Annotated in this window: 22 protein-coding genes and 2 pseudogenes; 20 read left to right on the top strand and 4 right to left on the bottom strand. The window is 36.7% G+C overall.

Annotated features, from left to right (window positions below; translation table 11 throughout):
• The first annotated feature begins 3 nt into the window (after positions 1 to 3).
• From BLR86_RS03825 to BLR86_RS03795, 7 genes are all read left to right on the top strand, one after another.
• Positions 4 to 2,040 (top strand): TnsD family Tn7-like transposition protein, encoded by a 2,037-nt coding sequence (locus BLR86_RS03825; RefSeq protein ID WP_090758482.1) that lies wholly within the window; start codon positions 4 to 6, stop codon positions 2,038 to 2,040.
• Between the two features lie 173 nt (positions 2,041 to 2,213).
• Positions 2,214 to 3,017, top strand: coding sequence for a LytR/AlgR family response regulator transcription factor (locus BLR86_RS03820; RefSeq protein WP_090758480.1), 804 nt, complete (start codon positions 2,214 to 2,216; stop codon positions 3,015 to 3,017).
• A 9-nt stretch (positions 3,018 to 3,026) separates the two neighbouring features.
• Entirely contained in the window at positions 3,027 to 4,280 is a 1,254-nt protein-coding gene (locus tag BLR86_RS03815; protein WP_090758478.1) for a sensor histidine kinase, read from the top strand.
• 114 nt (positions 4,281 to 4,394) lie between these two features.
• A complete protein-coding gene (locus tag BLR86_RS03810; RefSeq protein ID WP_090758476.1) occupies positions 4,395 to 5,189 on the top strand; it encodes a hypothetical protein in 795 nt (264 codons plus the stop codon).
• Positions 5,190 to 5,266: 77 nt separating this feature from the next.
• Positions 5,267 to 6,670 carry a hypothetical protein gene (locus tag BLR86_RS03805; RefSeq protein WP_217642358.1) on the top strand — a complete coding sequence of 468 codons (1,404 nt, stop codon included), beginning with the start codon at positions 5,267 to 5,269 and terminating at the stop codon, positions 6,668 to 6,670.
• A 5-nt stretch (positions 6,671 to 6,675) separates the two neighbouring features.
• Positions 6,676 to 7,347, top strand: coding sequence for an ABC transporter ATP-binding protein (locus tag BLR86_RS03800; protein ID WP_090758472.1), 672 nt, complete (start codon positions 6,676 to 6,678; stop codon positions 7,345 to 7,347).
• Positions 7,348 to 7,734: 387 nt separating this feature from the next.
• Complete coding sequence (locus BLR86_RS03795; protein WP_090758470.1) at positions 7,735 to 8,058, top strand: hypothetical protein; 324 nt, start codon at positions 7,735 to 7,737, stop codon at positions 8,056 to 8,058.
• Positions 8,059 to 8,743: 685 nt separating this feature from the next.
• Here the strand turns inward: BLR86_RS03795 and chrA are convergent.
• A pseudogene (chrA, locus tag BLR86_RS03790) lies at positions 8,744 to 9,891 on the bottom strand (chromate efflux transporter).
• Between the two features lie 365 nt (positions 9,892 to 10,256).
• Between chrA and BLR86_RS03785 the strand changes: the two are divergent.
• Positions 10,257 to 10,478 (top strand): urease accessory protein UreH domain-containing protein, encoded by a 222-nt coding sequence (locus BLR86_RS03785; protein ID WP_090758468.1) that lies wholly within the window; start codon positions 10,257 to 10,259, stop codon positions 10,476 to 10,478.
• A 453-nt stretch (positions 10,479 to 10,931) separates the two neighbouring features.
• Here BLR86_RS03785 and BLR86_RS03780 read toward each other — a convergent pair.
• Together BLR86_RS03780 and BLR86_RS03775 are read right to left on the bottom strand one after the other, a co-directional pair.
• A pseudogene (locus BLR86_RS03780) lies at positions 10,932 to 12,105 on the bottom strand (IS256 family transposase).
• A 245-nt stretch (positions 12,106 to 12,350) separates the two neighbouring features.
• Positions 12,351 to 13,238 carry a LysR family transcriptional regulator gene (locus BLR86_RS03775; protein WP_090758466.1) on the bottom strand — a complete coding sequence of 296 codons (888 nt, stop codon included), beginning with the start codon at positions 13,236 to 13,238 and terminating at the stop codon, positions 12,351 to 12,353.
• 330 nt (positions 13,239 to 13,568) lie between these two features.
• Here BLR86_RS03775 and BLR86_RS03770 point away from each other — a divergent pair, with 330 nt between their 5' ends.
• Entirely contained in the window at positions 13,569 to 14,456 is an 888-nt protein-coding gene (locus tag BLR86_RS03770) for a DMT family transporter (RefSeq protein WP_090758464.1), read from the top strand.
• Positions 14,457 to 14,686: 230 nt separating this feature from the next.
• Here the strand turns inward: BLR86_RS03770 and BLR86_RS03765 are convergent, their stop codons facing one another.
• Positions 14,687 to 14,917 (bottom strand): sigma 54-interacting transcriptional regulator, encoded by a 231-nt coding sequence (locus tag BLR86_RS03765; RefSeq protein WP_302847205.1) that lies wholly within the window; start codon positions 14,915 to 14,917, stop codon positions 14,687 to 14,689.
• Positions 14,918 to 15,138: 221 nt separating this feature from the next.
• On the opposite strand from BLR86_RS03765, the gene BLR86_RS03760 reads away from it, so the two are divergent.
• The 11 genes from BLR86_RS03760 (at position 15,139) to BLR86_RS03710 (ending at position 25,807) form a co-directional block, all read left to right on the top strand.
• A complete protein-coding gene (locus BLR86_RS03760) occupies positions 15,139 to 15,870 on the top strand; it encodes a FadR/GntR family transcriptional regulator (protein WP_175492781.1) in 732 nt (243 codons plus the stop codon).
• A gap of 233 nt (positions 15,871 to 16,103) precedes the next feature.
• The gene (locus tag BLR86_RS03755; RefSeq protein ID WP_090758457.1) at positions 16,104 to 16,820 is read left to right on the top strand and encodes a (Fe-S)-binding protein; all 717 of its coding nucleotides are present in this window, start codon (positions 16,104 to 16,106) and stop codon (positions 16,818 to 16,820) included.
• A 39-nt stretch (positions 16,821 to 16,859) separates the two neighbouring features.
• The gene (locus BLR86_RS03750; RefSeq protein WP_090758455.1) at positions 16,860 to 18,299 is read left to right on the top strand and encodes a LutB/LldF family L-lactate oxidation iron-sulfur protein; all 1,440 of its coding nucleotides are present in this window, start codon (positions 16,860 to 16,862) and stop codon (positions 18,297 to 18,299) included.
• Positions 18,296 to 19,015, top strand: coding sequence for a LutC/YkgG family protein (locus BLR86_RS03745; protein ID WP_090758453.1), 720 nt, complete (start codon positions 18,296 to 18,298; stop codon positions 19,013 to 19,015). The genes BLR86_RS03750 and BLR86_RS03745 overlap by 4 nt, the downstream gene beginning before the upstream one ends.
• Before the next feature lie 913 nt (positions 19,016 to 19,928).
• On the top strand, positions 19,929 to 20,765 hold the full coding sequence (locus tag BLR86_RS03740) for a 3-hydroxyacyl-CoA dehydrogenase family protein (RefSeq protein ID WP_090758451.1): 837 nt from the start codon (positions 19,929 to 19,931) through the stop codon (positions 20,763 to 20,765).
• A gap of 73 nt (positions 20,766 to 20,838) precedes the next feature.
• Positions 20,839 to 21,231: a Zn-ribbon domain-containing OB-fold protein gene (locus BLR86_RS03735; RefSeq protein ID WP_090758449.1), complete on the top strand. Its 393-nt coding sequence runs from the start codon at positions 20,839 to 20,841 to the stop codon at positions 21,229 to 21,231.
• Between the two features lie 2 nt (positions 21,232 to 21,233).
• Positions 21,234 to 22,394 carry a thiolase family protein gene (locus tag BLR86_RS03730; protein ID WP_090758447.1) on the top strand — a complete coding sequence of 387 codons (1,161 nt, stop codon included), beginning with the start codon at positions 21,234 to 21,236 and terminating at the stop codon, positions 22,392 to 22,394.
• Between the two features lie 30 nt (positions 22,395 to 22,424).
• Positions 22,425 to 23,627 carry a cytochrome P450 gene (locus BLR86_RS03725; RefSeq protein WP_090758445.1) on the top strand — a complete coding sequence of 401 codons (1,203 nt, stop codon included), beginning with the start codon at positions 22,425 to 22,427 and terminating at the stop codon, positions 23,625 to 23,627.
• A gap of 53 nt (positions 23,628 to 23,680) precedes the next feature.
• Entirely contained in the window at positions 23,681 to 23,872 is a 192-nt protein-coding gene (locus BLR86_RS03720) for a ferredoxin (protein WP_090758443.1), read from the top strand.
• A 217-nt stretch (positions 23,873 to 24,089) separates the two neighbouring features.
• Positions 24,090 to 24,848, top strand: coding sequence for an SDR family NAD(P)-dependent oxidoreductase (locus tag BLR86_RS03715; protein ID WP_090758441.1), 759 nt, complete (start codon positions 24,090 to 24,092; stop codon positions 24,846 to 24,848).
• Between the two features lie 11 nt (positions 24,849 to 24,859).
• Positions 24,860 to 25,807 (top strand): MBL fold metallo-hydrolase, encoded by a 948-nt coding sequence (locus tag BLR86_RS03710; protein ID WP_090759415.1) that lies wholly within the window; start codon positions 24,860 to 24,862, stop codon positions 25,805 to 25,807.
• The last annotated feature ends 300 nt before the right edge of the window (positions 25,808 to 26,107 follow it).

The raw sequence follows: 26,107 nt of genomic DNA, 5'->3' as shown, positions 1-26,107 counted from the left end.
TAATTGCTCCCGTTTTTTACTGATCCTTACCCGGATGAATTGATTTATTCAGCTATTAGCCGTTTTCATTTTTATAGTGGTAATATCAACTTTGTAGAAACATTAGAGGAATTATTCCAAAGTCGAACCGTTGTACCAAGTATAGAGTTTGGTAGTCATTTCTCTACATTGGTAAAAAATTTGGGAAGCAACTATTCAGTTGAGAGCCTATTAGCTCAAAATACTACATATCCGTATTTCGCTCCATTTATTACGATTGAGCGTCAAAATAATGTGTTAGAAGATGTCCGTACAAATGGACAAGGTATGCATGGAAGATTGGGAATTTCAGGTGGTAAAATTAGTAGAAAACAAGGGTTATATTATTGTTCAAAGTGCGCCAACAACGATATTAATATATACAGTGAACCATATGTTCACCGTGAGCATCAGCTCCAAGGTATTGATTATTGTCCGCATCATGAATTGATATTAAAGATGTATCCTGTTGATTATAGAGTTTTTAGTAGACATGGGTACATAAGATTTGATAGAAGATTAATGGACTTATCTGATATACAGGAAACAGAATCCTGTGAATTTAAAGAGGTACAAGTTAAGTTAGCCAAAATGGCTTATCGATTACTGCAAATACCAATCAACCAATTTAGCATCGAAAAAGTCTTTAAAAAGTATAGAACGCTCTTGAGGGAAAATAATTGGTTAATGACCAATACTAGACTAAAAAGAGAAGAACTTTTTAGAGCCTTTATATCAAAGTTTCCACAAGGTTTTTTAGAAAAATATGAGTCACTAGTAACAGTTAATGGACAAAACCAATGGTTGCAAACAATGCTTACTAACTATTTAAGAAGTAGTGTACATCCATTCCGTCATTTGCTTTTATTGTATTTCTTTGATCAAGATATAGAATCGTTCCTAGAATTAAAAGGTGATGAAGGGCCATTTGGGAGTGGACCGTGGCCTTGTTTGAATAAAGCTGCCAAGCATTATAAAGATTTGGTAATATCGGAGGTAGAAATAAAAACCAGAGATAAAGTTCTAATTGGAAAATTTTCATGTTTGTGTGGTTTTGAATATACAAGGATAGGACCAGACAAGAGTGAGGAAGACAAGTGGCGTAAAAGTCGAATATTAGCTTATGGAAAAGCATGGGAAGAGAAGTTTGAAAAGTTAGTGAATATGAATGAAAGTCGTAAAAAAATCGCATTAGAGTTAGATGTGAGTCTAAGGACAATTTATAGGCTAATTGAACTTCAAATAACATCCCCAGAACTCAATGAAAAATATCGTGCAGAATTATTAGGGTGGAGAGAGAAATTTCCAAATGCTAATCGAATGCAATTTCAGACGGAGTTAAAGAAAACTTTTACTTATTTATATAATCATGATAGAGAATGGCTTAATGCCAAATTTCCTTCAAAGCGTGATACCTTGCATACACCGAAGAATCCTGATATTACTTTAAAAAATAATACTGAAAATCGTATTAAATACTATCGTTCCTTGTTATCAGATGCAATAAAGGAATGCCCTGATGTTACAAGAACACAGTTATGGAAAAAGTTCCATAGCGCATGTAAGTATCTATCTGAACATGATAAAGAATGGTTCGATGCTAATTTACCTCAGACACGTCAGGCAAAAACGATAACAAATGCAACAGACTGGGATTTGCGCGATCAAGAATATTACCAAAAGATAAAGGAAGCTTATCCCGAATTAATAGCATTAGAAAAACCAGTTAGAATTACAGGTACATTATTTAGCAAACGACTAAACATATTCAACCTCTCAATCAAAACTTATGTGGAAAAATTGCCACAGACTAACGAGTTACTTAATGAAATTACAGAAACAGTTCAAGAGTTTCAAATTCGACGTTGTTGCATAGTAATAGACCAAATGTTAAAGGAAGATAATTGGGTGAGATTTGAGAAATTAAGGGAAACTTGTGCTATTGAAACCAAGAATTTTAAAAAAATAAAACCATATTTGGAAGGTACATCAGTAAAAAGCAGAAAAATATATAAAAAATGAAGTTATACTGTCCGCACAAATTCCCTTAATCTTTATTTTGCTAAATAACCTTTCAGATGATCCGTCGTCATTGAGGTAACATTCAGATCGTTAAAGTATTGGATAAGTAGCCTAGATTGGAGCTCATACGCTTTTAATGTCTGAGGTGTATTTTTAGCTAAATAATTTTTACTTTGTATCTTTTTCAATTATTACTCATTATTGCTCTGACTGCTGGTAATCGTGTAAGGTTAAATCAGAATGTGACAATGAGGGAATGGAGGATGCAGATGCGTGCATTAATCATCGAGGACGATCAGCGCATACAACAGTTTTTACAGTCTATATTAACACGACTTCAGCCGACAATTCAAATTGATGTAACGGATAGTGCAGTGGAGGCGCTAGCAATTGCACGGGCAAAAGCGATTGATTTTTTCATTGTCGATATCCAGCTTGTCGATTTTAAAGGGACAGATCTCGTGAAGCAAATTCGAATGATGCCTGCGTATCGGTTTACGCCAATTGTGTTTGAAACAGGGGTTGCGACGGAGGAGCTGTATGCGTATCGAGAGCTAAAGTGCTTTTATTATTTAGTGAAGCCGTATACAGAGGTTGAGTTTGTGCAGGTGATGACAGATGTGTTTGCTTTTTTAGATTATGCGGACAATGGGGTGGATGAGCAGACGTTGAAAATTGAGCAAAAGGGCTTTTTGTTTGAATATTACTTAAAAGAAATTGCGTACATTGAGTCGTTTGGCAAGAAGGTTTGTCTCCATGTAGAGCGCGATGGGCAATTAGAGGAAGTGATGCTCTCAAGCTATTCATTAAAGCGCATGCTCGAGCTGTTAGACAAGCACTTTATCCAAGTACATAAAAGTTATATTATCAATCGGGAGAAGTTGGAGAAAGTGGATTTTGCACAGCAAACGCTGAAGTTACGAAGTGTGGATGTAGCGGTTCCAATTGGTTTGAAATATCAGGATGTGTTGAAATAGGGTGAATAGATGACAGTGATGGTAGCATTAGATATTGTGGCTTTATGGTTCCTTGCGTGCTTATTTTTTAGGGAACAAATTAGCAAGCGTATAGGTCATGTAATTTGGATTAGTTTTTTAGTAGGCTTTATTTCGATAAGTGACTATAATAATTCTATTTTTACAGTGAAAGAACATCTTTCTATTTTACCATTTCAGTATTCGGGGACACTTACTATCTTTTGTATTTTAACGTTATTAGCTAATAGCTATTTATTTAAACGTAGCCATTTGACGATTTTATTAATGACGTTTTTGAGTCTAATTGTATGGCTGATTATTCGAATACAAGCCGTATTATTAAACGAATTAATAGGTGCGCCACAATTATTGAACCATATACTCGGATGTGCTTTTGCAATCGTTCTTTATATTGCTTTTACTAAATTTGTTGGACATGTCTATTTTGAAAAGATGACAGCTATTCAACAGTTTGTTTTATATATTATCTTTTTTGCAAGCATCGTTGCCTATGAGTTTTATATTGAAGGAATACCAGAGGTTTTACAGCGAATCCTCTTGATTGTGGCAGCTTTATTATGTGTATTTTTTACATTATTCATTTATACACAAAAGCGACAGCAGGCAATGGTTGCGCGACTTCAGGCGGCAGAGGAATATGTGCCGATTATCGACGAGCTTGTAATGGAGGTACGTTCACGTCAACATGAATTTGCGAATAAAATGCTGGCGGTGACAAGCATTTTAGAAACGGCGGAAACATTGGAAGAGGCGCGAGCAAACATTACAGCGTTTACGCATAATGTACGATTGCAGCCACATCAGGAGCAGCTGCTGACGATGGAACAAAAAATTGTGGCAGGCTTTTTATATGCGAAGCTTCGACGGGCGGAGCAAATGGGGATTCATGTTGCTATGGATTTTGCTGTACCTGCACATAAAATGCCGTGTGAGGAAGTGGATTTAGTGGAGGTTTTAGGCATTTTACTTGATAATGCTTTTGAAGCGAGTCAGAGCGGGGAAACAGTAAAGCTTGTTTACCGATTAGTAGACGGACAAGTGCGTTTAGAAGTAAGCAATTCAGCACCGCATTTAACGAATGAACAAATGATGCAAATGTTTGAATTAGGTTATTCTACAAAAGGAGAAAAGCGTGGGTTTGGCCTTCATAATTTAAAGCAAATCGCTAAGCAATATAACGCAAAAGTCATATTAAAAAATGAATCGAACTGGCTGACAATTGGTCTTCAATTTACGGTATGAAATAAGGTTTTACGGGAATGAAAAAGTTTACGTTCCTGTAAAACCTTTCTTTGTTCTAAAAGGGTTGTTTTCGTCTATTCGCTTATTTATAGTGGGCTGTGAGGAGATGAGGAAATGAAAAATTTATTAAAAAATGAATGGCAGAAAGTAAAGTTTCCATTTTGGCTCGTATTCTTACTTTCTATCATAACTGTTAGTATGACAACCTTCACAACATATAAAACATATCAAATTGAACAACAACTGCAAGTATATGAGGTAGGATTTGAATATTTCATCTTATTTTACGCACTCGTATGTGTAATTCCTACAGCTTGGCTAATGTATTTTGAACGGAAAACGTACTACGTGAAATATATACTCCCTCGAGCGAAGCAGCGTACATATATTTTAGTGAAAGCTTTTATGAGTATGGTAATTGGCTTTGTAATGATTTTTGGTATATCTCTTATCAGTTTAATTATTGCTCTTTATATAGTGCCGGAAGTACCAGAAAGAATATCGTCATTTGATTTACATACAGGAGCGCCGATTAGTGTAAGAGAAATGAGGATTTTTGGTGATATGTTCGTAGAGCATCCCTTTTATTATGGATTTATTTCGAGTGTATGGAAAGGCTTTATCGGTTCGTTGATTGGATTGTTTGGCTTTGTTCTAAGTGTATTTAGTCGAAATTTATTTGTTATTTTAACGGGTCCTTTTTTATATACAATCATTGAAAATTATAGTTTGTCTGCTTTTGGATTAGAGGAGTTCCGATTAGTCACTTCTTTTGAACCGTCAACTATTTATATCAAAGATTTTACATGGGCAAGCGCGTTAGCAGGTCCAGCATTATTAGTTGTTGTCGTTTTTGTTTATGTATTGTACCTGCGAATGATAAAAAAGAAATCGACCTTTGAGCTATAGGTGATTTCATGCAACCGCTAATATTATTTTATTTTAAGCAAACGTTGACGAAGTTTTGGGGGGCATTTCTCATCCTATTGGCTATTTTTTGTTTCGCTGAGCGCCAACGATTTGAGGGAAATGGACAGTTATTTATTATAAAGCTATTAACGGATCATTATTTCATTATTTTTTTAATGACACCCATTTTCATACAGTGTGTTTCGCAAGTAGTTAATGAAGCACGGATGGTGGAGCTGATTCGAGTAAGGCGCTATTACTATTTGACGCTAGCGAAATGGTCCGCAACTATTTTGTTTACTATGGTGTTTGTTGCAAGTGTTTGTGCTGTGACAGCATTAATGTCTATAGGACTATCGTTTAATAATGAATGGACAGGAACAATTGATGAAGAATTAGCAGCATATTTAATCGCAACATTTCAAAGTCCGTTCGAAGCTATTCTATCAACATCGTGTTTTATGCTAGTTGGTTATAGCTTTGTCGGTTGTACATTTATAACCGCTTCGCATTTTTTTTCGCGAAAAGGGGCGTATATTTTTATAGTCGCCAGTTATGTATTGATGATATTAGCATTTAAAATCGTATGGATTGATTGGTTGAAATATATTTCGATGAGCCGGTTTATTATTTTGCATCATAATTTTACATGGAAATTTACATGGCAAGAAACACTTTTGATTGTAATGATTGGCATCGTGGTACAGTTTATATTAATAAAAAAATGGAGGTATAAGGGCAAGTTGTTGCAAATAGGGGAGCAAGTTGTTGGAAAAGGTTTGTTTCGCTATTACGCACGTATTCTCTTTGCAAGGCAGCAGATGATAATATGGTTTGTTGGGCTATTGGTACTCATCGTGATGAAGGCTTCTAGATATGAGGAAACGTTACAGGATTTTATTGTCCGCTTTTTTTATGGCTATATGAATGGAGAAGTACATTTATTTACGTGGTTAGAGCAGCTAATTTATGTGGGGATACCGATTTATTTATTTGCGGTGTTTATGCAAGGTTGGTTCGTGAAAAGAGATTGGCCGCTGTATATGAGAGTGCGATCGAAGCGTCATTGGATTCAAGCGGTTGTATCTTTAATGGGGCTGTATGTGATGAGTTATGTGCTATTAACATTGCTATTGATTATTAGTGTTTCAGTTCTTTTGGATAAACCGTTTGTAATTGATGGTGGCCAGTTGGCTTATATCTTTGGTATGAAAGTGCTTGAAATTGGAGCGTTAATGGGGCTGATGTTGTTATTATTTATTATGACGAATAACGTGACGCTTGCATTCCTATGCATACTTGGTTTATTTATCCTAAATTTTTTCCCGTTTGCATGGACGAACTATAATGTGGCAGGAATTGGTCAGTTAGCAAGGATGGTGGAGATGAATCAGTCTATGCTTGTGAGTGGTTTTAGTTATTTAGCTAGTGTATTCATTGTCATAAGCTGTTTTTATAAAAAGTATTTTGCAGGAAGGTGAGTTATATGGTTTGGGCGATTGAAGTGAGTAATGTAACGAAGCAATTTGCAGGAGAGGTTATATTAGAGAATGTTCAATTAAAGGTAGCACAAGGAAAATCGATTGGCATTGTTGGTGGGAATGGAAGCGGCAAGTCGTTACTATTTAAGCTTATTTGTGGTTTCGAGAAGCCAACGAGCGGGCAGGTGAAAATTCGGCAGCAGGTACTAGGGGAGAAGCTGGATTTCCCAGAGAATGTTGGGGTGTTTATTAATGAGCCAGGCTATATCGAGCTGTTTTCGGGCTATAAAAATTTGCAGTTTTTAGCGGCCATCAATAATAAAATTTCGGCGAAGGAAATCAAGACAGCGATGGAGCTAGTTGGCTTGAATCCAAGCAATAAAACGAAGGTAAAGGATTATTCGCTCGGGATGAAGCAAAAGCTGGGCATTGCGCAGGCCATTATGGAAAATCAAGATATACTCATTTTTGATGAGCCATTTAATGCGCTGGACTATAAGACATATCAGGATATGAAGGCAATTATTCAAGAGCTAAAGTCGCAAAGGAAAACGATTTTGCTGACGAGCCATCATTTTGCGGATATTGAGGAGCTTTGTGATGAGGTATATGTAATTGAAGAGGGGAAGTTAATGCCTTTATCAATTAGTATGAGAGAAACATTTTCACAAAAATAGAAAGTGTACTTTTTATGTAATCCCTACTTTATTATACAGGTCATTAATTAGTATTTATCTTTATTATTTAATGAGAAATTATCATAAATAGGGATTGTTTTGTAAATTGAGTATATTTCAAATAACGATTAATTAGAGGGGATGAATGGCTTTTAAATCTTCTCCTAGATTAATTTATAAAAATTTGCATCGCTATATGTAATGAAAATTGGTAATATTTCATAATACACCCGTTCCCCCACTATATTTGGTAGCATCTTTGTGATTAACGTTGTAAGTGAATAAATCTGATGACTTCTACAACAATCGGGCGCGATTCCAGATTATTGACTGCACTCTTTCTTGATGTAAAGGTCCAGATTGTTGAAGATACAAAGGGGAATTGATATGTCGAATGAAACTGTTAATGAATGGTTAAGAAATAAAGGATTATCTAATACTGATATTGATTTTATTGAAACGCTTTTAACTTTTACATCTACTGCTAAACGACTTAGTAGTAAATTAGATGAGATTAATCAAAGATTTCAAAGTTTATTTCCTGACAAAAAAGCCGAGATTAATCCAAATTTAACATTTTGGAAATTTGAGAAATTACTACAAGGTAATGTATTGTTCATTGACTTAAATGAAATGCTGAACAGATATAAAGCACAAGGTCTTTGTGTGGATCTCTGTAATCAATTATTAGAAAGTCAGTTGAAAAAGTAATTATTCCATTATCGGGCGCTTTTCTTGAAGAACGGATCTCAGAAAGTGATCAAACTTTAATATAAAAAGTTGTGAATCATTTCACAAAAAAAGAACTGTTTTGATCAATCTTTATTTCAAAACGGTTCTTTTAATTTAACGTAAAATATGGGTTTGTGAGTAATTTTTGATCAAACATTATTTTAAAGCTACACTTGGGGCTAACGGGTTCTCTTTTGAAATACAAGGATTGAAAAAACAGGTTAAATAACTTACAAAAAAGCATGGTAAAATTCACATAAATGAATTTGCCATGCTTTTTATATTTCTTTAAACCTATATAAAACCTAAAATTTGTAAATAATTATTGATTTTCTTGTAGGTATAAGAATTCATAGGCGGAGAATTTCCGGCTAATGTGTATAGGGGAGGCTTTAGATGCAGATATAAGCGGAGATATTCCGATTAACTGCTCTAAATAAGACGAAATCCAAGGATATGGATAATATAAGCGGAAAGGCTCCCCTTATTTTAAGGGAAATATGGGTATTTCCCAATTTAATCGGAATTTTTCCGTTTATTTTTCAAACAAAAAAAAGGGTGAGAAATCACTGCGATTTCGCACCCTATTTGCATTGCAATTTACTGATTTGCACCTTTAATGAGAACCCGTTGCTCTTGGGGCATCCTCGTTTTATTACAATAATTATCCAATCAAACCAAGCAGATAACCACCAATGGTTCCAGTAACCACAATCACCCAAGGTGGCAGTTTCCAGTAAGCAAGCATACTAAACAATAGGGCAGCAAGCGCAAAATCCATTGGGGCCAAGATTGAACTGGTCCAAATGGGAGTATAAAACGCAGAAATTAATATGCCGACAACTGCTGCATTAATACCCCTTTTATTTTTGGATTACGGCTTAAACTTTCCCAAAACGGCAGCGTACCTAATACTAGTAAAAACGCTGGGAGAAAGATAGCAAAGGTTGCCAGCAAACCGCCAGCCCAGCCATTCACAACTGCGCCTATATATGCAGCAAAGGTAAACAATGGTCCAGGTACTGCCTGTGCAGCGCCATACCCCGCTAGGAACGTTTCTTTACTTAGCCAGTTGCTAGGAACAAATTCGCGTTCCAATAATGGTAAAACCACATGCCCCCCGCCAAAGACTAAGGAACCAGAACGATAAAAGCTATCAAACATTGCAACCCAGCTAGAACCTGTCAACTCTCTTAAAATAGGCAGAAAGAGCAATAATCCGAAAAATAAGCCTAAACAAATGACTCCAAATCTACGAGAAAGTGGAAACTGTATAGTCGAAGGAGAATCTTCTTTTTGCTCCTTGAAGATAAAATAACCTGCGATGGCTGCGATCAGGATTACACTTACCTGTGTATAAGCTGTTTGCCAAAGAAGAGTAGATATCAAAGCAAACAAAGCAATTGATTTTCGTGATAAATCGGGGGTTAATTTGGACGCCATACCACTAATAGCATGTGCAACCACGGCAACGGCTACAATTTTTAAACCGTGAATCCAACCCGCTTCAATATCCATTCCTTGTAGTAGAAGAGCAAATAGGATAAGCACTATGACAGAAGGTAAGGTAAAACCAATAAATGCCAATATCCCTCCAAGTAGCCCACCACGCAATACGCCAATGCCTATCCCAACCTGACTGCTCGCAGGGCCGGGCAAAAATTGACAAAGAGCTACTAAATTGGCATCATCCAGCCACTTCCTTTTCCGAACATACTCTTCGTGAAAATAACCTAAATGAGCAATTGGACCTCCAAATGATGTTAGACCAAGCTTGGTAGAAATGATAAGGATTTCGAATATTCGTTTCATAAAGTCTCCTTCTGTATTTTTTTAAAATTTAAATAGTAAAAATGAACTCTAAATAAAATAATCTCTTTCTTTTATTTTAAGAGTTCTCAAGAAGGTTTCATATTTTTTGTTTGTAAATATTATTAATGATTCATTACAATAAAAATCCCTTGAAAGGATTTACTAAAAATAAAAAAAGAATCATCATGTTTTTACTATCCAACCTTAAGAGATTGTAGAAATCTCTTCATCTCCTCTTCATATAATCTGAGTACTAAATAGTAGTAATTAGTAAATAAACCTATTTACTAGAATTCAGGTGATCAAATGTATAATTTATTGAGTCAGTCACCAAACCGTTTTTTATCATTGCTAATAACTTAGAGTTGTTACCCATTGTTTTTGCCCTTTTATTTGTTGGGGCATTAGCACCATGTCAGCATACTGGAAACATTAGTGCGTTAACCCTTTATGGGAACCAATCTTTTCAACAAAAAATTGTTTGGAAGGATGTAATCTACCTCACATTAGGGAAAGTAGCCGCCTTCTCATTATTAGGCGTGCTTGTATGGATGTTAGGAAGAGAAATTGAAGAAACCCTAATATGATCTCTGGGGATTTGCCCAAGTAATAAATACTAATATCGCTGATGACCTATTACAAAATAAAATATAATCATTTAAAAAGCCCAGTAAAGGCTTTTTGTTATTTTTGGGATTGGCACGTAAATTGCATATATAAAAATAAGGAGGTGAAGAGATGGGTTTTACTCAACTTGAATTAATAGCTGAGATGCTATATGCCGAAATAGAAGAAATAGAGCAAATAGGTCTTAGTGCATAAGCTTGCATAAACGAATGAATGAAAGTGGGATTATATTTACTGGTAATAATATAATTTCCTTTTACCATAAAACAGGATAGGGCAATGCAGAAGTGCAACCCAAGCGGTTTTATGGCTTTTACATTAAAACGGACGGATTTATGCTGTTCGTTTTTTTGTGTCCGTTTTAGGGAAAACAAAAGCGATAAACTTCAGGGGTTAGGGGACAGAGTCCCCAATTATGATGTTTGGTTTAAAATCTCAAGCTGGCTCAAAATCATGTCCCAATTACGGTAACGCATTGTCCATTTCTTCCATATTTTGAGCCGCCAAGTAAAGCATTTTTCTTAAGCTATCATCATTAGGAAAAATGGACTTGGTTTTTGTTACTTTTCTAAATTGACGGTGAAGTCCCTCAATAATATTCGTAGTATATATTATTTTCCTGATTTCTGGAGGATATGCAAAGAAGGTGGCCAAAATGTCCCAATTTTCTTCCCATGACCTAACCGAAGATGGATATTCTTTGCCCCACTTATCTTTGAATTCTATGAGTCTTTCTCTGGCCGTTTCGCTTTAAATCGGCGACAAATTCCTTTATGTGTTTATAAGATACATATTTGGTGCTTGAGCGAATCTGGTGAATGATACAACGTTGAATACCGGCAAAAGGATACACCGCTTGAATGGCTTCTCTAAAGCCTGTAAGCCCATCAACACAGAAAAGATTAACGGTTTTCACCCCTTGGGTTTTCAAATCGTTCAACACACCTAGCCAAAACTTACTACTTTCATTTCCTCCAACCCAGCTGCCCAGTATTTCTTTATTTCCTTCAATGTTGATTCCCAAAACAACGTAGGCTGCCTTCGAGATAATTTGGTGATTATCACGAATTTTATAATGGATGGCATCCATGAAAATGAAAGGATAATAGGCTTCAAGTGGACGGCCCTGCCACTCATTCACCTGTGGCATAATTTTCTCACTAATCTTACTAACTAATTCGGAAGAAATTTCAATATTATAGAGATCCTTGACCTGTTCCTGTATATCCCTAGTGGACATTCCGTGAGCGTATAGGGACTGTATTTTTTCTTCCAGACCATCCATATTTCTTTGGTATTTGTCCGAAATTTGTGGCTCGTACGAGCCATTTCTGTCCCTAGGAACACTTACTTCAACTTCACCGAATGAAGTTTTTAATTTACGTTTAGTTGCGCCATTTCGGTAATTGCTAGGTCCATCACTCCGGCGCTGGTGTTTCTCATAACCTAGCTGCTCATCAATTTCACATTGGAGTACTTCCTCCAAATATCAGAAAACATTTCTTTAATCGTTTCCATGATTTGATTGGTACTTGTGAATTTTTCTTCCTTAACAATTTCTTTGATTAATTCCTTTGGTAATTTCATGTCGAAAATCCTCCATTGCAAAAATTATTTATCGTAATTCATGCCAAGAAGGATTGCTTCCATACTTATTTACACAACATTTTCCGCACTGTCAGTGGATTTAACCTTTTCAGTAGCTTCTCCTATTAAGGATTCTTTTTCTTCTTCCAGAATGTTTTGTTTATAACATTTTTACTTGCATTGTATAGCTTTACATAAATTCATATTTGACTGAAGCCAATTGTGATGAATTTATCCGTTTCTTACTAGATACATTCAATGACTTGTGTTGCTGTAGCGATAAATTGTTTAACCAAATTTGAATTGTCATCTGTTCGCCTAGCAAGACTCATTTCTACACGTGGGGCTTCTTTCTCGATGTTCACATATGTGACATCGCGTGTATAAATATTCGATGTTGATCTTGGCACAATACTAATACCCAGTCCTGACGCAACCAATCCTATAACTGTCTGTATTTCTTTCACACTTTGACGTATAATTGGGCTGAAACCAGCATCGTGACATTTTGAGATGGTATCATCGTACCACCCCGGCCAAATTTCCCTCTCCACCAATATAAATTGTTCAGGGCTCAGATCATCCATCGATACTGAAGCACGCTGCGCAAATGGATGCAACTTCGGTACAACAGCGATACATGTCTCTTGATAAACTGACAAGAGTGATAAAAGCGGATCAAAAATAGGGGGTCTTACAAAACCAATATCAATTTCCTTATTATGAAATGCCTCAATTTGCGTAGGAGTAGGCATCTCTTGAAGAATCAAATCTACGTATGGAAACTGTTCACGAAACCCCCGAACAATGACAGGAAGAATATCAAATGTTGCGGATCCAACAAACCCCACTACTAACTGTCCAACCATTCCATTTTGTGCCCTAAGAGCTAAAGCCTTAGCTCCCTCTAATTTCGTAAGGACTTGGCGAACTTCTTGTAAGAAAATTTTTCCTGCATTTGTCAGCTCTACATGTCTTTTTGATCTCTCAAACAACTTTACTCCAAGTTCACTTTCGAGTTGTAAAATCTGTTGACTTAAAGGTGGTTGTGTCATCTGTAAACGCATTGCCGCACGTCCAAAATGTAACTCCTCTGCCACAATTGTAAAATATTTAAGTTGACGCAATTCCACGCTTCTACTCCTTTCAATTAAGTCGTTTTACGACTTAAAAATATGATATTTATATATTAGACACTAATTGATTTTCGTTGTAAAGTTTTTTAATAAGAATGAAGATGTAGAGGTGGAAACAAATGGGCTATGTTTCTTCAAAATTCATACACTGTTCTTCAAATGATAGCTATCAGTGAAATTTGAGAACAGGTAGAGGATTTAAAAAACTAACGATTCCGAGAAATTTAATTAGATTGTTCACACTAGATGGTGAAACCCAATAGTTTGTTAAATGGTTAACACCATTTTTCTAAATATTTAATTATTTAAGGGAGGGGAATCATTCATATGAATGCTGCGATGGCCATTTTATGTCTGATATGGGGATTTAATTTTGTTATCATGAAATTAGGAAATGGTGCATTTCCTCCTGGAGAGTTTGCTACTTTGCGGTTTTTAACAGGTTCTTTTGTACTCCTAGGTGTGTGTGTGATGAAAAAAATACCACTTCCTAATAAATCCGATTTCAAATGGTTGGTTCTATGTGGACTGTTCCAAACAGCTTATTTTAACATTGCTATTCAAATATCGCTTAACTACATTAGTGCAGGTCTTTCCTCTGTTTTGACCTACAGTATGCCGCTTTTTCTATCAATTATGGCACATAAGTGGATACCTGGTGAACGGTTAACTGTAAGAAAGATGTTTGGAATTTTGATAGGCATAGTCGGGTTATTTCTCGCTATGAATATCCGTTTAGGAGGATCAATATGGATTATGTTTCTGGCATTAAGCTCGGCTATTTCTTGGGCTATTGCCAACTTGCTTTTTAAACTGAAATTAAAGCATTGTGACACCATTCAATTTACAACTTGGCAAATGACGATCGGAACGGTGGGATTATTAATATATACGCTTTCATTTGAACACGGTGAATCTCATTGGGGATTTATGCCGGTCGTTTATATTCTGTTTTCTGGGATTATTGCATCTGCCTTGGCTTTTGTAATGTGGAATCAAATTCTGAGGCGTACAGAAGCAAGCAAAGCATCGATTTCTTTACTGATTGTACCCATCGTGGGTGTCATTTCTGGATACATATTTTTAGATGAAAACCTAAGTATAGTTACTTTAGCAGGAATTATGCTTGTACTGGTAGGGATATGGATTGTAAATAGTAAAAATACTCAAGAAACCAATAAAAACGTATCAAGGGATGTCGATAAAGCACTGTAGTAGAAACTGCCTTTATTGTGTATTATTTACTACTAGTGGAATCTCTAAAATTTTGTAATTAAGTTCACCCGTTAGGGAAAAAAGAATTAATTGATTTTAAAATTGAGATTATATTTTGGTTATTCCATTAAGCGTATGCAATAACATGTAGATTTAAATGGCTTTATTGTTATCATTTTTTAGTGTAGTGAAGTATTTCATATTAAAAGTTAAATAATTTTAACCCCGTTCTACTCTGTAATATTAAAGACAAGTTCGGATTCCAAGAGATGTTCAGGAATGGCGCCACAATTAATTTTTACAAATGGCCCTTTATCTTTTCGGTCACTGATCGAATGAATATAATTTGCGAGCACATCTTTACCTACACCGGACTCTCCTAAAATGAGGACAGGGGTATCCACAGCAGAAAACTTATTTGCAAGCGAAACTACTTTTTCCATCGCAGGGCTTCGGTAGATAAGATAATTCCCATCCGCGATTGAGAGTTGAACTTCTTGTAGTGTTTGCTTAAAACTTTTTGTTAGTGCTGTTGTTTCTTTTAGATTTCGTTTTAAAGTATTGAGCCAAAGGTGTATTTACAGAAAGGACGATTGGCGAGTATACTCAAAGTGTAACCTGGTGTTCAGATCACCTTTAGCTATAGGTTCAAATGGGTATATACGTAATAGGAGTGATTAATGTGTGGGAAATTCAGCAAGTGAAGCCAAAAAATTTATACGAGAATGTGGTTGAACAACTAAAAGAAATTATATCTAGTGGAAATTTGAAACCTGGAGATAAAATACCATCGGTACGTTCACTATCAAGTTCATTTAATGTTGGGCAATCAACAATACGTGAAGCATTGAGTGTATTAAAAACGATTGGTTTGATAGAAGCAAGACATGGAGAAGGGACATTCATTCGTAATTTTGATTCCTCTATCCTAAACCAGTCTATTCCCGATTATCTCCTCATTACAAAAGAGGACATAATAAATTTGTTGGATGTTCGTAAGATCCTAGAGAAGGGGACGGTAGCATTTGCTGCTCAAAGAAGAACAACAGAAGATTTAATAAAAATTGAAACTGCCATTAACCAAATGGAATCCGATTTAACCTCTGTTATCATTGGCGGTGAAGCTGACTGGGCTTTCCATTTCGCAATTGCTGAAGCTAGCCAGAATAAAATTTTGATATCGTTGATGGAACATCTTTCAACTACAATGCAAAAGGCTATGAAGTTTATCAGGGATAAATATTATGTCTCTCCGAGCATGCCAGAAAAATTATTGGCAGAACATCGCGGGATTTTTTTAGCAATCAAGGAACAAAATGTTGCCCAAGCTGAGGAACTAATACTTGCACATTTGGTTAGTGGCCAGGATCTGATTTCATTTGACCGATACGAAGATATCGTGGAAGAAAATTGAAAGGATCGTAAAAAAATTAAAAAAATCTAAATCATTTCTATTGCGGACTTAATTTACTCTGTGCTTTCAACTGTTCTCCACAAAAATTGAACTACTTTTTCAAATATAAGTGCATTATTTTATGAAACCCCTTTCAAAAAGGGGTTAATTGGTGTAATATTTAGAATATTGAGTAGTCTGGTGATCAGATGACCTGCAAGAAGAAATAGAACGCTTTTAAGGGGAAGAGAAAAATGAAGGTTACTCTATTTGCAACGTGTATAATTGATATGTTTCAGGGGAATGTAGGCAAAGCAACAGTTGAACTACTTGAAAGACTTGGGTGTGAAATTGCATTCCCTGAGTCGCAGGTTTGCTGTGGCCAACCGGCATATAACAGCGGGTATGTAAAAGAATCAAAAGAGGCCATGAAACGGATGATTGAAACGTTCGTTGATGCCGAATATGTTGTCTCACCTTCCGGTTCTTGTGCTTTTATGTTTAAAGAGTATCCACATATTTTTGCAGGCGACCCCGTTTGGGAACCTAAGGCGCAGGCATTGGCAGATAAAACATATGAGTTAACTCAATTTATTGTGGACGTTTTAAAAATTGAGGATGTCGGGGCTACTTTCAAGGGGAATGTTACCTATCACACATCGTGTCATATGACACGATTATTGGGGGTTAAAGAACCACCAATGATTCTACTAGGAAATGTTAAAGGATTGAAGTTCACTGAATTACCAGGAAAAGAACAATGCTGCGGTTTTGGAGGTACCTTTTCTATTAAAATGTCACAAATCTCGGAGCAGATGGTTGACGAAAAAGTCTCCCATGTTGAAGAAACGGACGCGGAATATCTTGTCGGTGCAGATGCTGGTTGCCTGATAAACATCGGCGGCCGGATAGAACGATTAGGGAAGCCCATTAAGGTATTGCATATTGCAGAAATATTGAACAGCCATTAATCTATGTACTTTTTCGAAAAGATATAAGGGGGATTTCCAATGGCGATAAAGATTGGTACGCAACAGTTTACGGAACGTGTTGATAACGGAATTCATGATGAATTCATGCGTGGTGCAGTTGCTTCTGCACAGGATGGGATGAGCATGAAGCGCAAGGCAGCAACAACCGAGGACTTGACCAACTGGGAGGCATGGCGCAATCATGGGGAAGAAATCAGGCAGCATGTTCTTGAATATTTGGATTATTACTTAGAGCAATTAAGTGAAAACGTAGCCAAACGCGGTGGACACGTCTTTTTCGCTCAAACGAAGGAAGAAGCGAATGAATACATCAGAAGTGTAGTGCGAAAGAACGAAGCGAAAAAAATTGTGAAATCCAAATCGATGGTGACGGAAGAAATTAGTGTTAATGCAATGCTTGAAGAGGAAGGCTGTGAAGTTGTGGAAACTGACCTCGGTGAATACATTTTACAGCTTGATGAGCATGATCCACCATCACATATTGTAGCACCGGCATTACATAAAAATCGAGAGCAGATTAGGGAAGTTTTTGAAAAGAAATTAGGATACAAGAAATCATCCAATCCTGAAGAACTTGCCTATCAGGCACGGGTTACGCTTAGAGAAAAGTTTTTAGCAGCGGAGATTGGGATAACAGGCTGTAACTTTGCAGTTGCAGAAACAGGTTCCTTTTGTTTGGTCACAAATGAAGGGAATGCTGACTTGGTAACGGCACTGCCGAAAACACAAATAACCGTTATGGGCATGGAGCGGCTGGTTCCAACCTTTGAAGAAATGGAAGTACTCGTCAGTATGCTGACTAGAAATGCGGTTGGGCAAAAACTGACCAGCTATATCACCTTATTGACCGGACCGCGAGAAGAACTGGATGTAGATGGACCGGAAGAATTCCATCTGGTCATTGTCGATAATGGCAGATCCAACATTCTAGGCGGTGAGTTCCAATCCGTATTGCAATGTATTCGCTGTGCTGCGTGTATCAATGTATGCCCGGTATATCGTCATATCGGCGGGCATTCTTACGGTTCCATTTACCCTGGACCAATCGGTGCCGTTTTGACACCACTGCTTGAAGGGTATGATGAATTCAAGGAGCTGCCATATGCATCCACCCTGTGCGGTGCCTGTACAGAAGTATGTCCAGTGAAAATTCCGCTTCACAATCTGCTGCATAAACATCGGGAAGTCATTGTGGAAAAAGAAGGGAATGCCCCTATTTCTGAAAAATTATTGATGAAGGCATTCGGGTTAGGTGCTGCATCACCAACTCTATATAAAATTGGTTCGAAGATTGCACCTGCTGCTATGTCTCCATTTATCTCAGGGGATAAAATTTTAAAAGGACCGGGACCATTAAAGGCATGGACAGAAATTCGGGAATTTCCGGCACCAAAAAAAGAGAGATTCAGAGATTGGTTTAGCAATAGAGAGAAAGAGAAAGGAGACAATAATTCATGATTGGCACGATCCATAATCGAGATAAATTTTTAAATCAAGTTGCCAGCAGGTTGAACCGCCCGCGAATTTCTAAACCGATGGAAAGGCCAAGATGGAAATATCAGCCTCAACTTGAAATCTATAAGGATGCTTTACAGGATGAACTACTGGGGATTTTAAAAGAGCATTGTAAAAAAATCCATACGAAGATTTTTACCGTAGATTTGGCCGAGCTCTCCACGGTGGTACATGATGTGGTCGCGGAAAATGGCGGCGGTCCAGTAGTAACATGGAAGGATGAACGGTTTTCCAAATGGGGCCTCGATTCCCTGATGAAAGAAAAGTGGCCATCTGAAAATGTTGATGTTTTTGAATGGGATTATACATTAGGGGAAAAGAATGTCCATCAGGCTGAGCATGCAAATGTCGGGATCACAATTAGTGAAATAACGCTGGTTGAGTCTGGAACGGTCGTTATGTTCAGTGACAAAGACAGGGGAAGAACTGTCAGCTTTTTGCCAGCGACCTCTATTATGCTGATTCCCAAAAGTTCGCTTGTTCCAAGAATGACTCAAGCGGCGGTGAAAATCCGGGAAATGCACCAAAATACAGGACATATTCCCTCCTGCATAAATTTTATCACGGGTCCAAGTAACTCTGCTGATATTGAATTAAACCTTGTTGTTGGCGTACACGGACCGATAAAAGCAACGTATATTGTGATAAATGACATATAGGGCATAAGATATGCAATGGTAATTTATGGACCCTAGGAAGAGTTTTGGCTTAAACGCTGGTTGAGGCCGGTGCTATATGTTTTCATTGTTGTAGGGAAAAATCTATTAACTCAAAAGTTGAAGGAAAAGATTATCTAAAGAAAGACTATTTATTATTGACAGAAAATTATGTATGTTGATATAATTATAAATAGTTGGAAAATTCATGAGTAAATCGATGAAATAGAGAAAATAAACAGAGTCAAAAATCTTTTTAAACTCTAATGATCAGATCACCTAATAACCGCATTAAGTTATTTACTTGACATACTCATTGTAGTATATAAATTTTTTTAAACCTTCAAAAGTCTGCTAAAAATCAATTTAACATCTTGTTCAGATCCGCGATACATTTCAATGATTTTTAATTTGTCTATTGTGACCAGATCACCTCATAACCATGTGGCTTGTTGTCCAATTACAAAGTTGTATGAACATTGGAATATAGAAAAAATGTTTTTTTTTTCAACAGTTTTGAACATATGAACAGTGAAAATAGAACAATCACGCAGACACTAAATCCTGCTGACAGTTTATATAGTGATGATGATGTCTCGTATGATCCGCTATAAAACAGCACCTATCAAGTTTACGATTTGACATAATGATCAGATCACCCGATTGCTTTGTTAATATATTTTATGAGTGGTCAAATTCTAGGGAGTTTCGGTGAAAGGTCACGAAATATAACAATCATAAATGTCTATTAAGGGGGTGGGTAGCACTCGTTGCTAAAGAAGAACAATCTTTGCTTTATCAAAATTAAAACGTTTTTAATCTAACGGAATTCGATTTAAACCGATACGTTCTGTAACTGCCATGTAAAAAGCATGGAAGGCAGATCGTAACAACAGTAAAATTTGGGGGGATTTAAGTGAATAAATTAAAGGTGTGTGTTGTTGGTGCCGGAACGATGGGACGCGGAATTGCCCAAGTTTTTGCGGAAGCAAACTGGGATGTTCTGTTAATTGACAAGAGCAAAGATCAGCTATCAACAGCATTTCAGTTTATTAGGAAATATTTGTCTTTCAACTATAACAATGCCGAAATCGAACAAATTATTGCACGTATCTCAACAAGCGAGCAAATCGATCGTCAAATTTCCGACTATTCATTAATTGTAGAAGCGGTTCCAGAGAATCTAGATTTGAAGAAACGTATTTTTAGTGAAATTGAACCATTGGTCCCGGTAGAAACAATTCTAGCAACAAATACTTCGCAAATAAGTGTTACTTCCATTGCAAGTGCTTGTAAAAGTACTGGAAGAGTTATAGGAATGCATTTTTCCAATCCACCGCATCGTATGGAATTAGTGGAAATTATTCGCGGTTTGAAAACGGATGAGAATACGGTTGATAGGGTAGTAGAAATTACAAAGCAAATTAGGAAAAAACCTTATGTAGTGAACGATGTCCAGGGATTTGTAGTAAGCCGTATTGCAGCAGCTGTCATTTCGGAGGGAATAAGGATTTTAGAAGAAGGCGTATGTGATAAAGAAACACTCGATGGAATTGTAAAGACAGGTTTACATCATCCTATGGGTCCTCTAGAGTTGGTCGACCATATCGGTCTAGATATATTTTTAATGTTAAGTTCCGATATGTTTGAAGCTTATGGAGACCGGTTTCGAGCATCTCGAACGTTAAAGCAATATGTGGAGGCAGGAATGTTGGGCAAAAAAGCAGGAGAAGGGTTTTATAAATACGCATAACCTTTCAGTCTACATATTCTGAGTATTTATATAACACCACTAAACTGAAATTTATGAAATTGGAGTGATTTGATTGTATAACTTAGAAAAGTTGATGGTCACTGATTCTCAGGACGATAATATTAAGCTGAATTGTTCCTATTGTCCTAAATGCGAAAAAAAATATTTTCCGTTAAAAGAAATATGCGCTGATTGTTTGGAGTCATTGACGAATGTTGAGATTAGTTCAACTGGACGCATATTTTCCTATACGACTATTAGGACAGATTCACCGTTTTATAAAGCACCATATACACTAGCGTTTGTTGATTTAGATGAAGGGGTCCGTCTTCTAGCAAGGGTAAATGTCGAGAGTCACCAACACCTAGATAGTAACAAACGTGTGAAAGGAGTCCGTACTACCATCCCTACAAAGAGTGGAGAAACAATCAACGCATTTGAATTTAAGTTAATAGAGGAGGTTTAAAAATGAGAGATGTTGCGGTAATTGGAATGGGAATGACACCATTCGGAAAATTTCCAGAAATGCCAATCAGTAAGCTAGGGTATACTGCCATTATTGAAGCTTTGAAAGATAGCGGGATCGAAAAACAAAGAATTGAAGCTGCATTTATTGGGAGCGTTTACGGGGAGATGGGCATCGGTCAAAAAATATTAATGGAAATTGGGTTAACAGGAATCCCTGTAACAAATATTGAAAACGCTTGCGCAAGTGGTTCAACTGCTTTTCGGGAAGCCTGGCTGCAAGTGTCAATGGGAGTGGTAGACGTTGCTTTAGCTGTTGGTATTGAACAATTATCAACAAGTATTAGCGGACCTATACCATTAAATTTGGAAGATTATGAAGTGAGTCAAGGTTTAATTTTACCAGCTCAGTATGCATTAATGAGTCGTAGATATATGGATCGGTACGGCATAACTGAAGAACAACTCGCTCAAGTATCGGTAAAGAACCACTATAATGGGACATTAAATCCAAAATCTCAATATCGTAAACAATTAACAATTGATGAAATTATGTCATCAAGACCAATCGCGGATCCTATTAAGCTATTAGAATGCTGTCCAATTGGTGATGGTGCAGCAGCTGCAATACTAGTGTCAAAGGATTACGCAAAAAAACTAGGTATTTCAAATCCTGTTAGTGTAAAGACTTCGGTGATGTTAAGTGGAGATACAGTTTACGAACCTGAAGAAAGCGTTTGGAGTCAAAAGTTAATTAATAAGACTGTTTCTAAAGCCTATGAAAATGCAGGGCTGGGACCTAATGACATTGATTTTGCCGAAGTGCATGATGCTTATCCGATAGCGGAGCTTTTAGCTTATGAGGGTCTACAATTTTGTATGCCTGGTGACAGTGGGAAATTAATTAGTGATGGTGTAACCGAATTAACTGGAGCTAAACCAGTCAATACAAGTGGGGGATTGCTGTCCAAAGGTCACCCATTAGCAGCTACAGGCATAGCACAGCTATATGAGATATATTTACAGCTTCATGGTAGAGCAGGAAATAGACAAATAGAAAAAAACGGGAAACTTCCTCTTGTCGGTGTGGCAGAGACGATGGGAGGAGGAGGTATTTCAAACTTAAGTGGTAACATTTGTTCTATTATTATTCTCGCAAAATAAAATTAACCCCATATTAAGGAGGAAATCTTAATGATTGCAATTACTAATGACCTGTTGGATCCTCAAGCTGTCAGTGATCCCTATTCCTATTTTAAACAAATACGGAAAGAAGATCCTGTTTATTGGAATGATCGCTGGAAAGGATGGATCGTCACTAAATACGATGACGTGTATGCACTTTTACAAGATCCACGAATTTCCGCGGACCGAATTAGCAAACAAGTAATGGATAAAATGCCGACAGAGGGAAAATATGTTGCGGAGGTAATGAAAAAGTGGATGCCCTTAACCGATCCGCCCAATCACACTCGTATTCGCAGGGTATTACAAAAGGCTTTTTCCCCTCGAGTTATCGGGTCAATGAGGGAAACAATACAGAAAATAGTAAATGAAGCCATCGATGAAATTGAAAAAAGAGAACGTATAGATCTTGTTTCAGATTATGCATTCTCCATTCCGTCAAATATACTTTCAGCAATGATGGGGCTGCCAACGGAGGATTTTGATAAAATCAAAACCTGGACACATGATCTCAATACTTTAGTTTTCATTGATTTATCCGTAAAAGATCGACACATGAAGGCTTTTCTTGCTGTTAAAGAGATGTCGGCTTACTTTGAAGAAAAGTTCGAAGAAAGAAAAAGAGAGCCAGGATCAGATCTTATTAGTGCCCTTATTGAAGCAAATGAGGGAGGGATTTTAAGCAATGAAGAATTAATTGCTCAGAGTATTCTTTTGTTTCAAGCTGGACATGAAACAACGACAGGAATGATTGCAAATAGTGTGCTAGCACTTCTTAAAAACCCTAGTCAAATGAAATTATTAAAAGAGAACCCATCATTGATTAACACAGCCGTGGATGAGTTTGTTCGTTATGATGGTGCTGCAAAAGCAGTGGTTCGAGTTGCTAAAGAAGATATCGAAATTCGTAATAAAATCATAAAAAAAGGTGAAAGACTACTAATTGTAAATGCATCTGCAAATAGGGATGAAGAAAAATTTGAGGATCCAGATCAATTGGATATTACACGGGATCCGAATCCGCATCTTGGATTTGGTCATGGGGCTCATTATTGTCTTGGAAATCAATTAGCGCGATTAGAAGTAAATATTGCTGTCAACACCCTATTACAAAGAATTAATCATCTGGAATTGGCAAATGATCAATTAACTTGGGAATCAACAATCATAGGCCGTCTTTTAAAATCACTTGATGTTTATATAGCAAAGTAACTAGATTTATATGAAAAAAGTTTTCATTCCTATTTAAATGGGGGTAATTCTTCGTGAAGGTTACAGTTAATAAAAACGCATGTATTGGTAATGGAATGTGTATCGGAATTGTATCAGAAGCTTTTAAATTTGGAGAAGATGGTAAATCGCAAGCCTATAATACAGATCCCAAATTACTAGATTTAATCCGTGAGGCTGAAGAGAATTGCCCTGTTGGTGCAATAATAATCGAGGAAGTTGACTAATGGGGGTCTAATTTATTTATTTTGGATATGAGGACCAGTGGAATGATTTGTTACTTTTGGCTTTTTTCCCAATGTACTGTTAGCTGCGGATCCTGAGCTAGGAGATAGTCCGCAACATAACGATTAAACCATGTACATTCATCTGGCACTGGTCCTTGTTTCGAGTTATTTGGTATTTAAGTGATTCTATAAAACTACATGTTATGGGGAGATTCTATTGCGACTTAAAGATAAAGTTGCCTTCGTAACTGGTGCTGGCGGCCCAATGGGGGAAGCAATCGCTTTACGATTTGCGGAAGAGGGTGCCCAATTAGTGATTACAGATATTTCTCAGAATCGGTTAAATCAAACAAGAGAAAAACTACTTGAATTTATGGATGTCGACCAGGTTGTAGCGATAAGGGCAAATGTACTAAATTTTGATGAAGTAAAGGAAGTAGTGGAAGAGGCAAATAAAAGATTCTTGAAAATAGATATTCTTGTGAATGTCGTTGGCGGAATCCGTGATACGACCATGATGAAATCTATTTTTGAAATAGATGGGGAACGCTGGGATCATACGATGGAACTCAATTTAAAGGGAACCTTTCATTGTACAAAATTAGTGGCTCCAAAAATGATGGAGAATGGATATGGAAAAATAGTCAATATTTCTACTATTCACTTTGAAGGGGATAAAGGATATGCAGATTATGGTGCTGCGAAGGCAGGAGTATCCTCATTTACGAAAACGGCTGCCAAGGAATTAAGTCCTGCTATTAATGTTAATTGTATTGCTCCTGGGTTAATTCAAACTTCAGTCGTAGACAGAATGGACAGTGAAACCCTTGAAGAATATCGGAATAAAACATTATTGGGGAGGTTAGGAAAGCCAATTGATGTCGCCAATGCTGCTCTATTTTTAGCCAGTGATGAGTCAGCCTTTATTACTGGGCATATCATACCTGTTTCAGGTGGCATTTGGCCACATCTATAATGGATATTAATATGACAAATAAAATATATGATCTCTCCAACTCTATTTATCTAATTGATGTATTTGATCTAGGATTACCTAATCGTACAGGTACATATGTCATTATTGACGATGACATTACACTAGTGGAAACAGGTTCTAGCATGTCTTTGCCTCATATATTAAATGGATTAAAAGAATTAGAAATTGATCCACAAAATGTGAAAAACATCATTGTCACTCATATTCACCTTGATCATTCCGGAGGAGTCGGATTATTATTGCAAGACTGTCCGAACGCTGCTGTTTATGTACATTCTAAAGGTGCTCGTCACTTAATTGACCCTTCCAGACTAAAATTGGGGGCAAAAGCAGTTTATGGCGATGATTTTGACCGCCTTTTTGAACCAATTCTGCCCGTACCTGAAGAGAAAATCACTATTAAAAAAGATGGTGACATCTTGCAGATTGGCAAAAACCGCACTCTGACTTTCTTTGATACGCCGGGTCACAGTGATCATCATTTTTGCATTTTAGATTCCGTTAGTAATGGAATATTTACGGGTGATACACTCGGAATGAACTGTGAAGAAGTTCTAGCAGACTTAGAAATTAAACTTTATCTGCCTTTATCTTCTCCCAATCAATTTAAGCCAGATGCAACACTGGATTCTCTTGAAAGAATAAAGAAACTGAATGTAGATCGCATTTATTTTGGACATTTTGGAGCTGCCTCAGATGTAGAAGAAGTGTATAAACAAATTAATTCATGGTTACCGCTTTATGTAGAAATCGGAGAAAAAGCTGTCCATCTAAATGAGGATCAAACATGGATTGCTGATCAAATATTTGACCTTATTAAAGGTGAATTAACGATATTAGGAGTACCTGATTCGCATCAAATTTACGATTACTTACAAATCGAATTACCTATCAGTGCAATGGGTATTGCCGATTATTTTAGCAAAAAAAATCGATAAACCTGATCTAAGGGTTTTATATGACTGGGAAAACGAATTTCTCCTGATTGAGCAGAAATTCAACAAAGGCGGACTGAACCATTTAGACGGACATACTTTACGCCCCAATGTTCTCATAATCTGAAAAATAAGTATTTTACAAATTGTGGATCCTTATGTCACTGTTGTTTTTTACTTTAGTTAGAAAGAGTAATTAACATAATTTACAGTCTCGTAAAGTGGACTATTTTCTTGCTTAGGGATAGATTCCTCTCAAACTTAGAACGTCGATTGAATTGAATTCAGAAAAAAGGAGATTTT

This window comes from Bacillus sp. OK048, from assembly GCF_900103525.1.
Lineage (GTDB): Bacteria > Bacillota > Bacilli > Bacillales > Cytobacillaceae > Neobacillus.
This window is presented reverse-complemented; position numbering and strand designations above follow the sequence as displayed.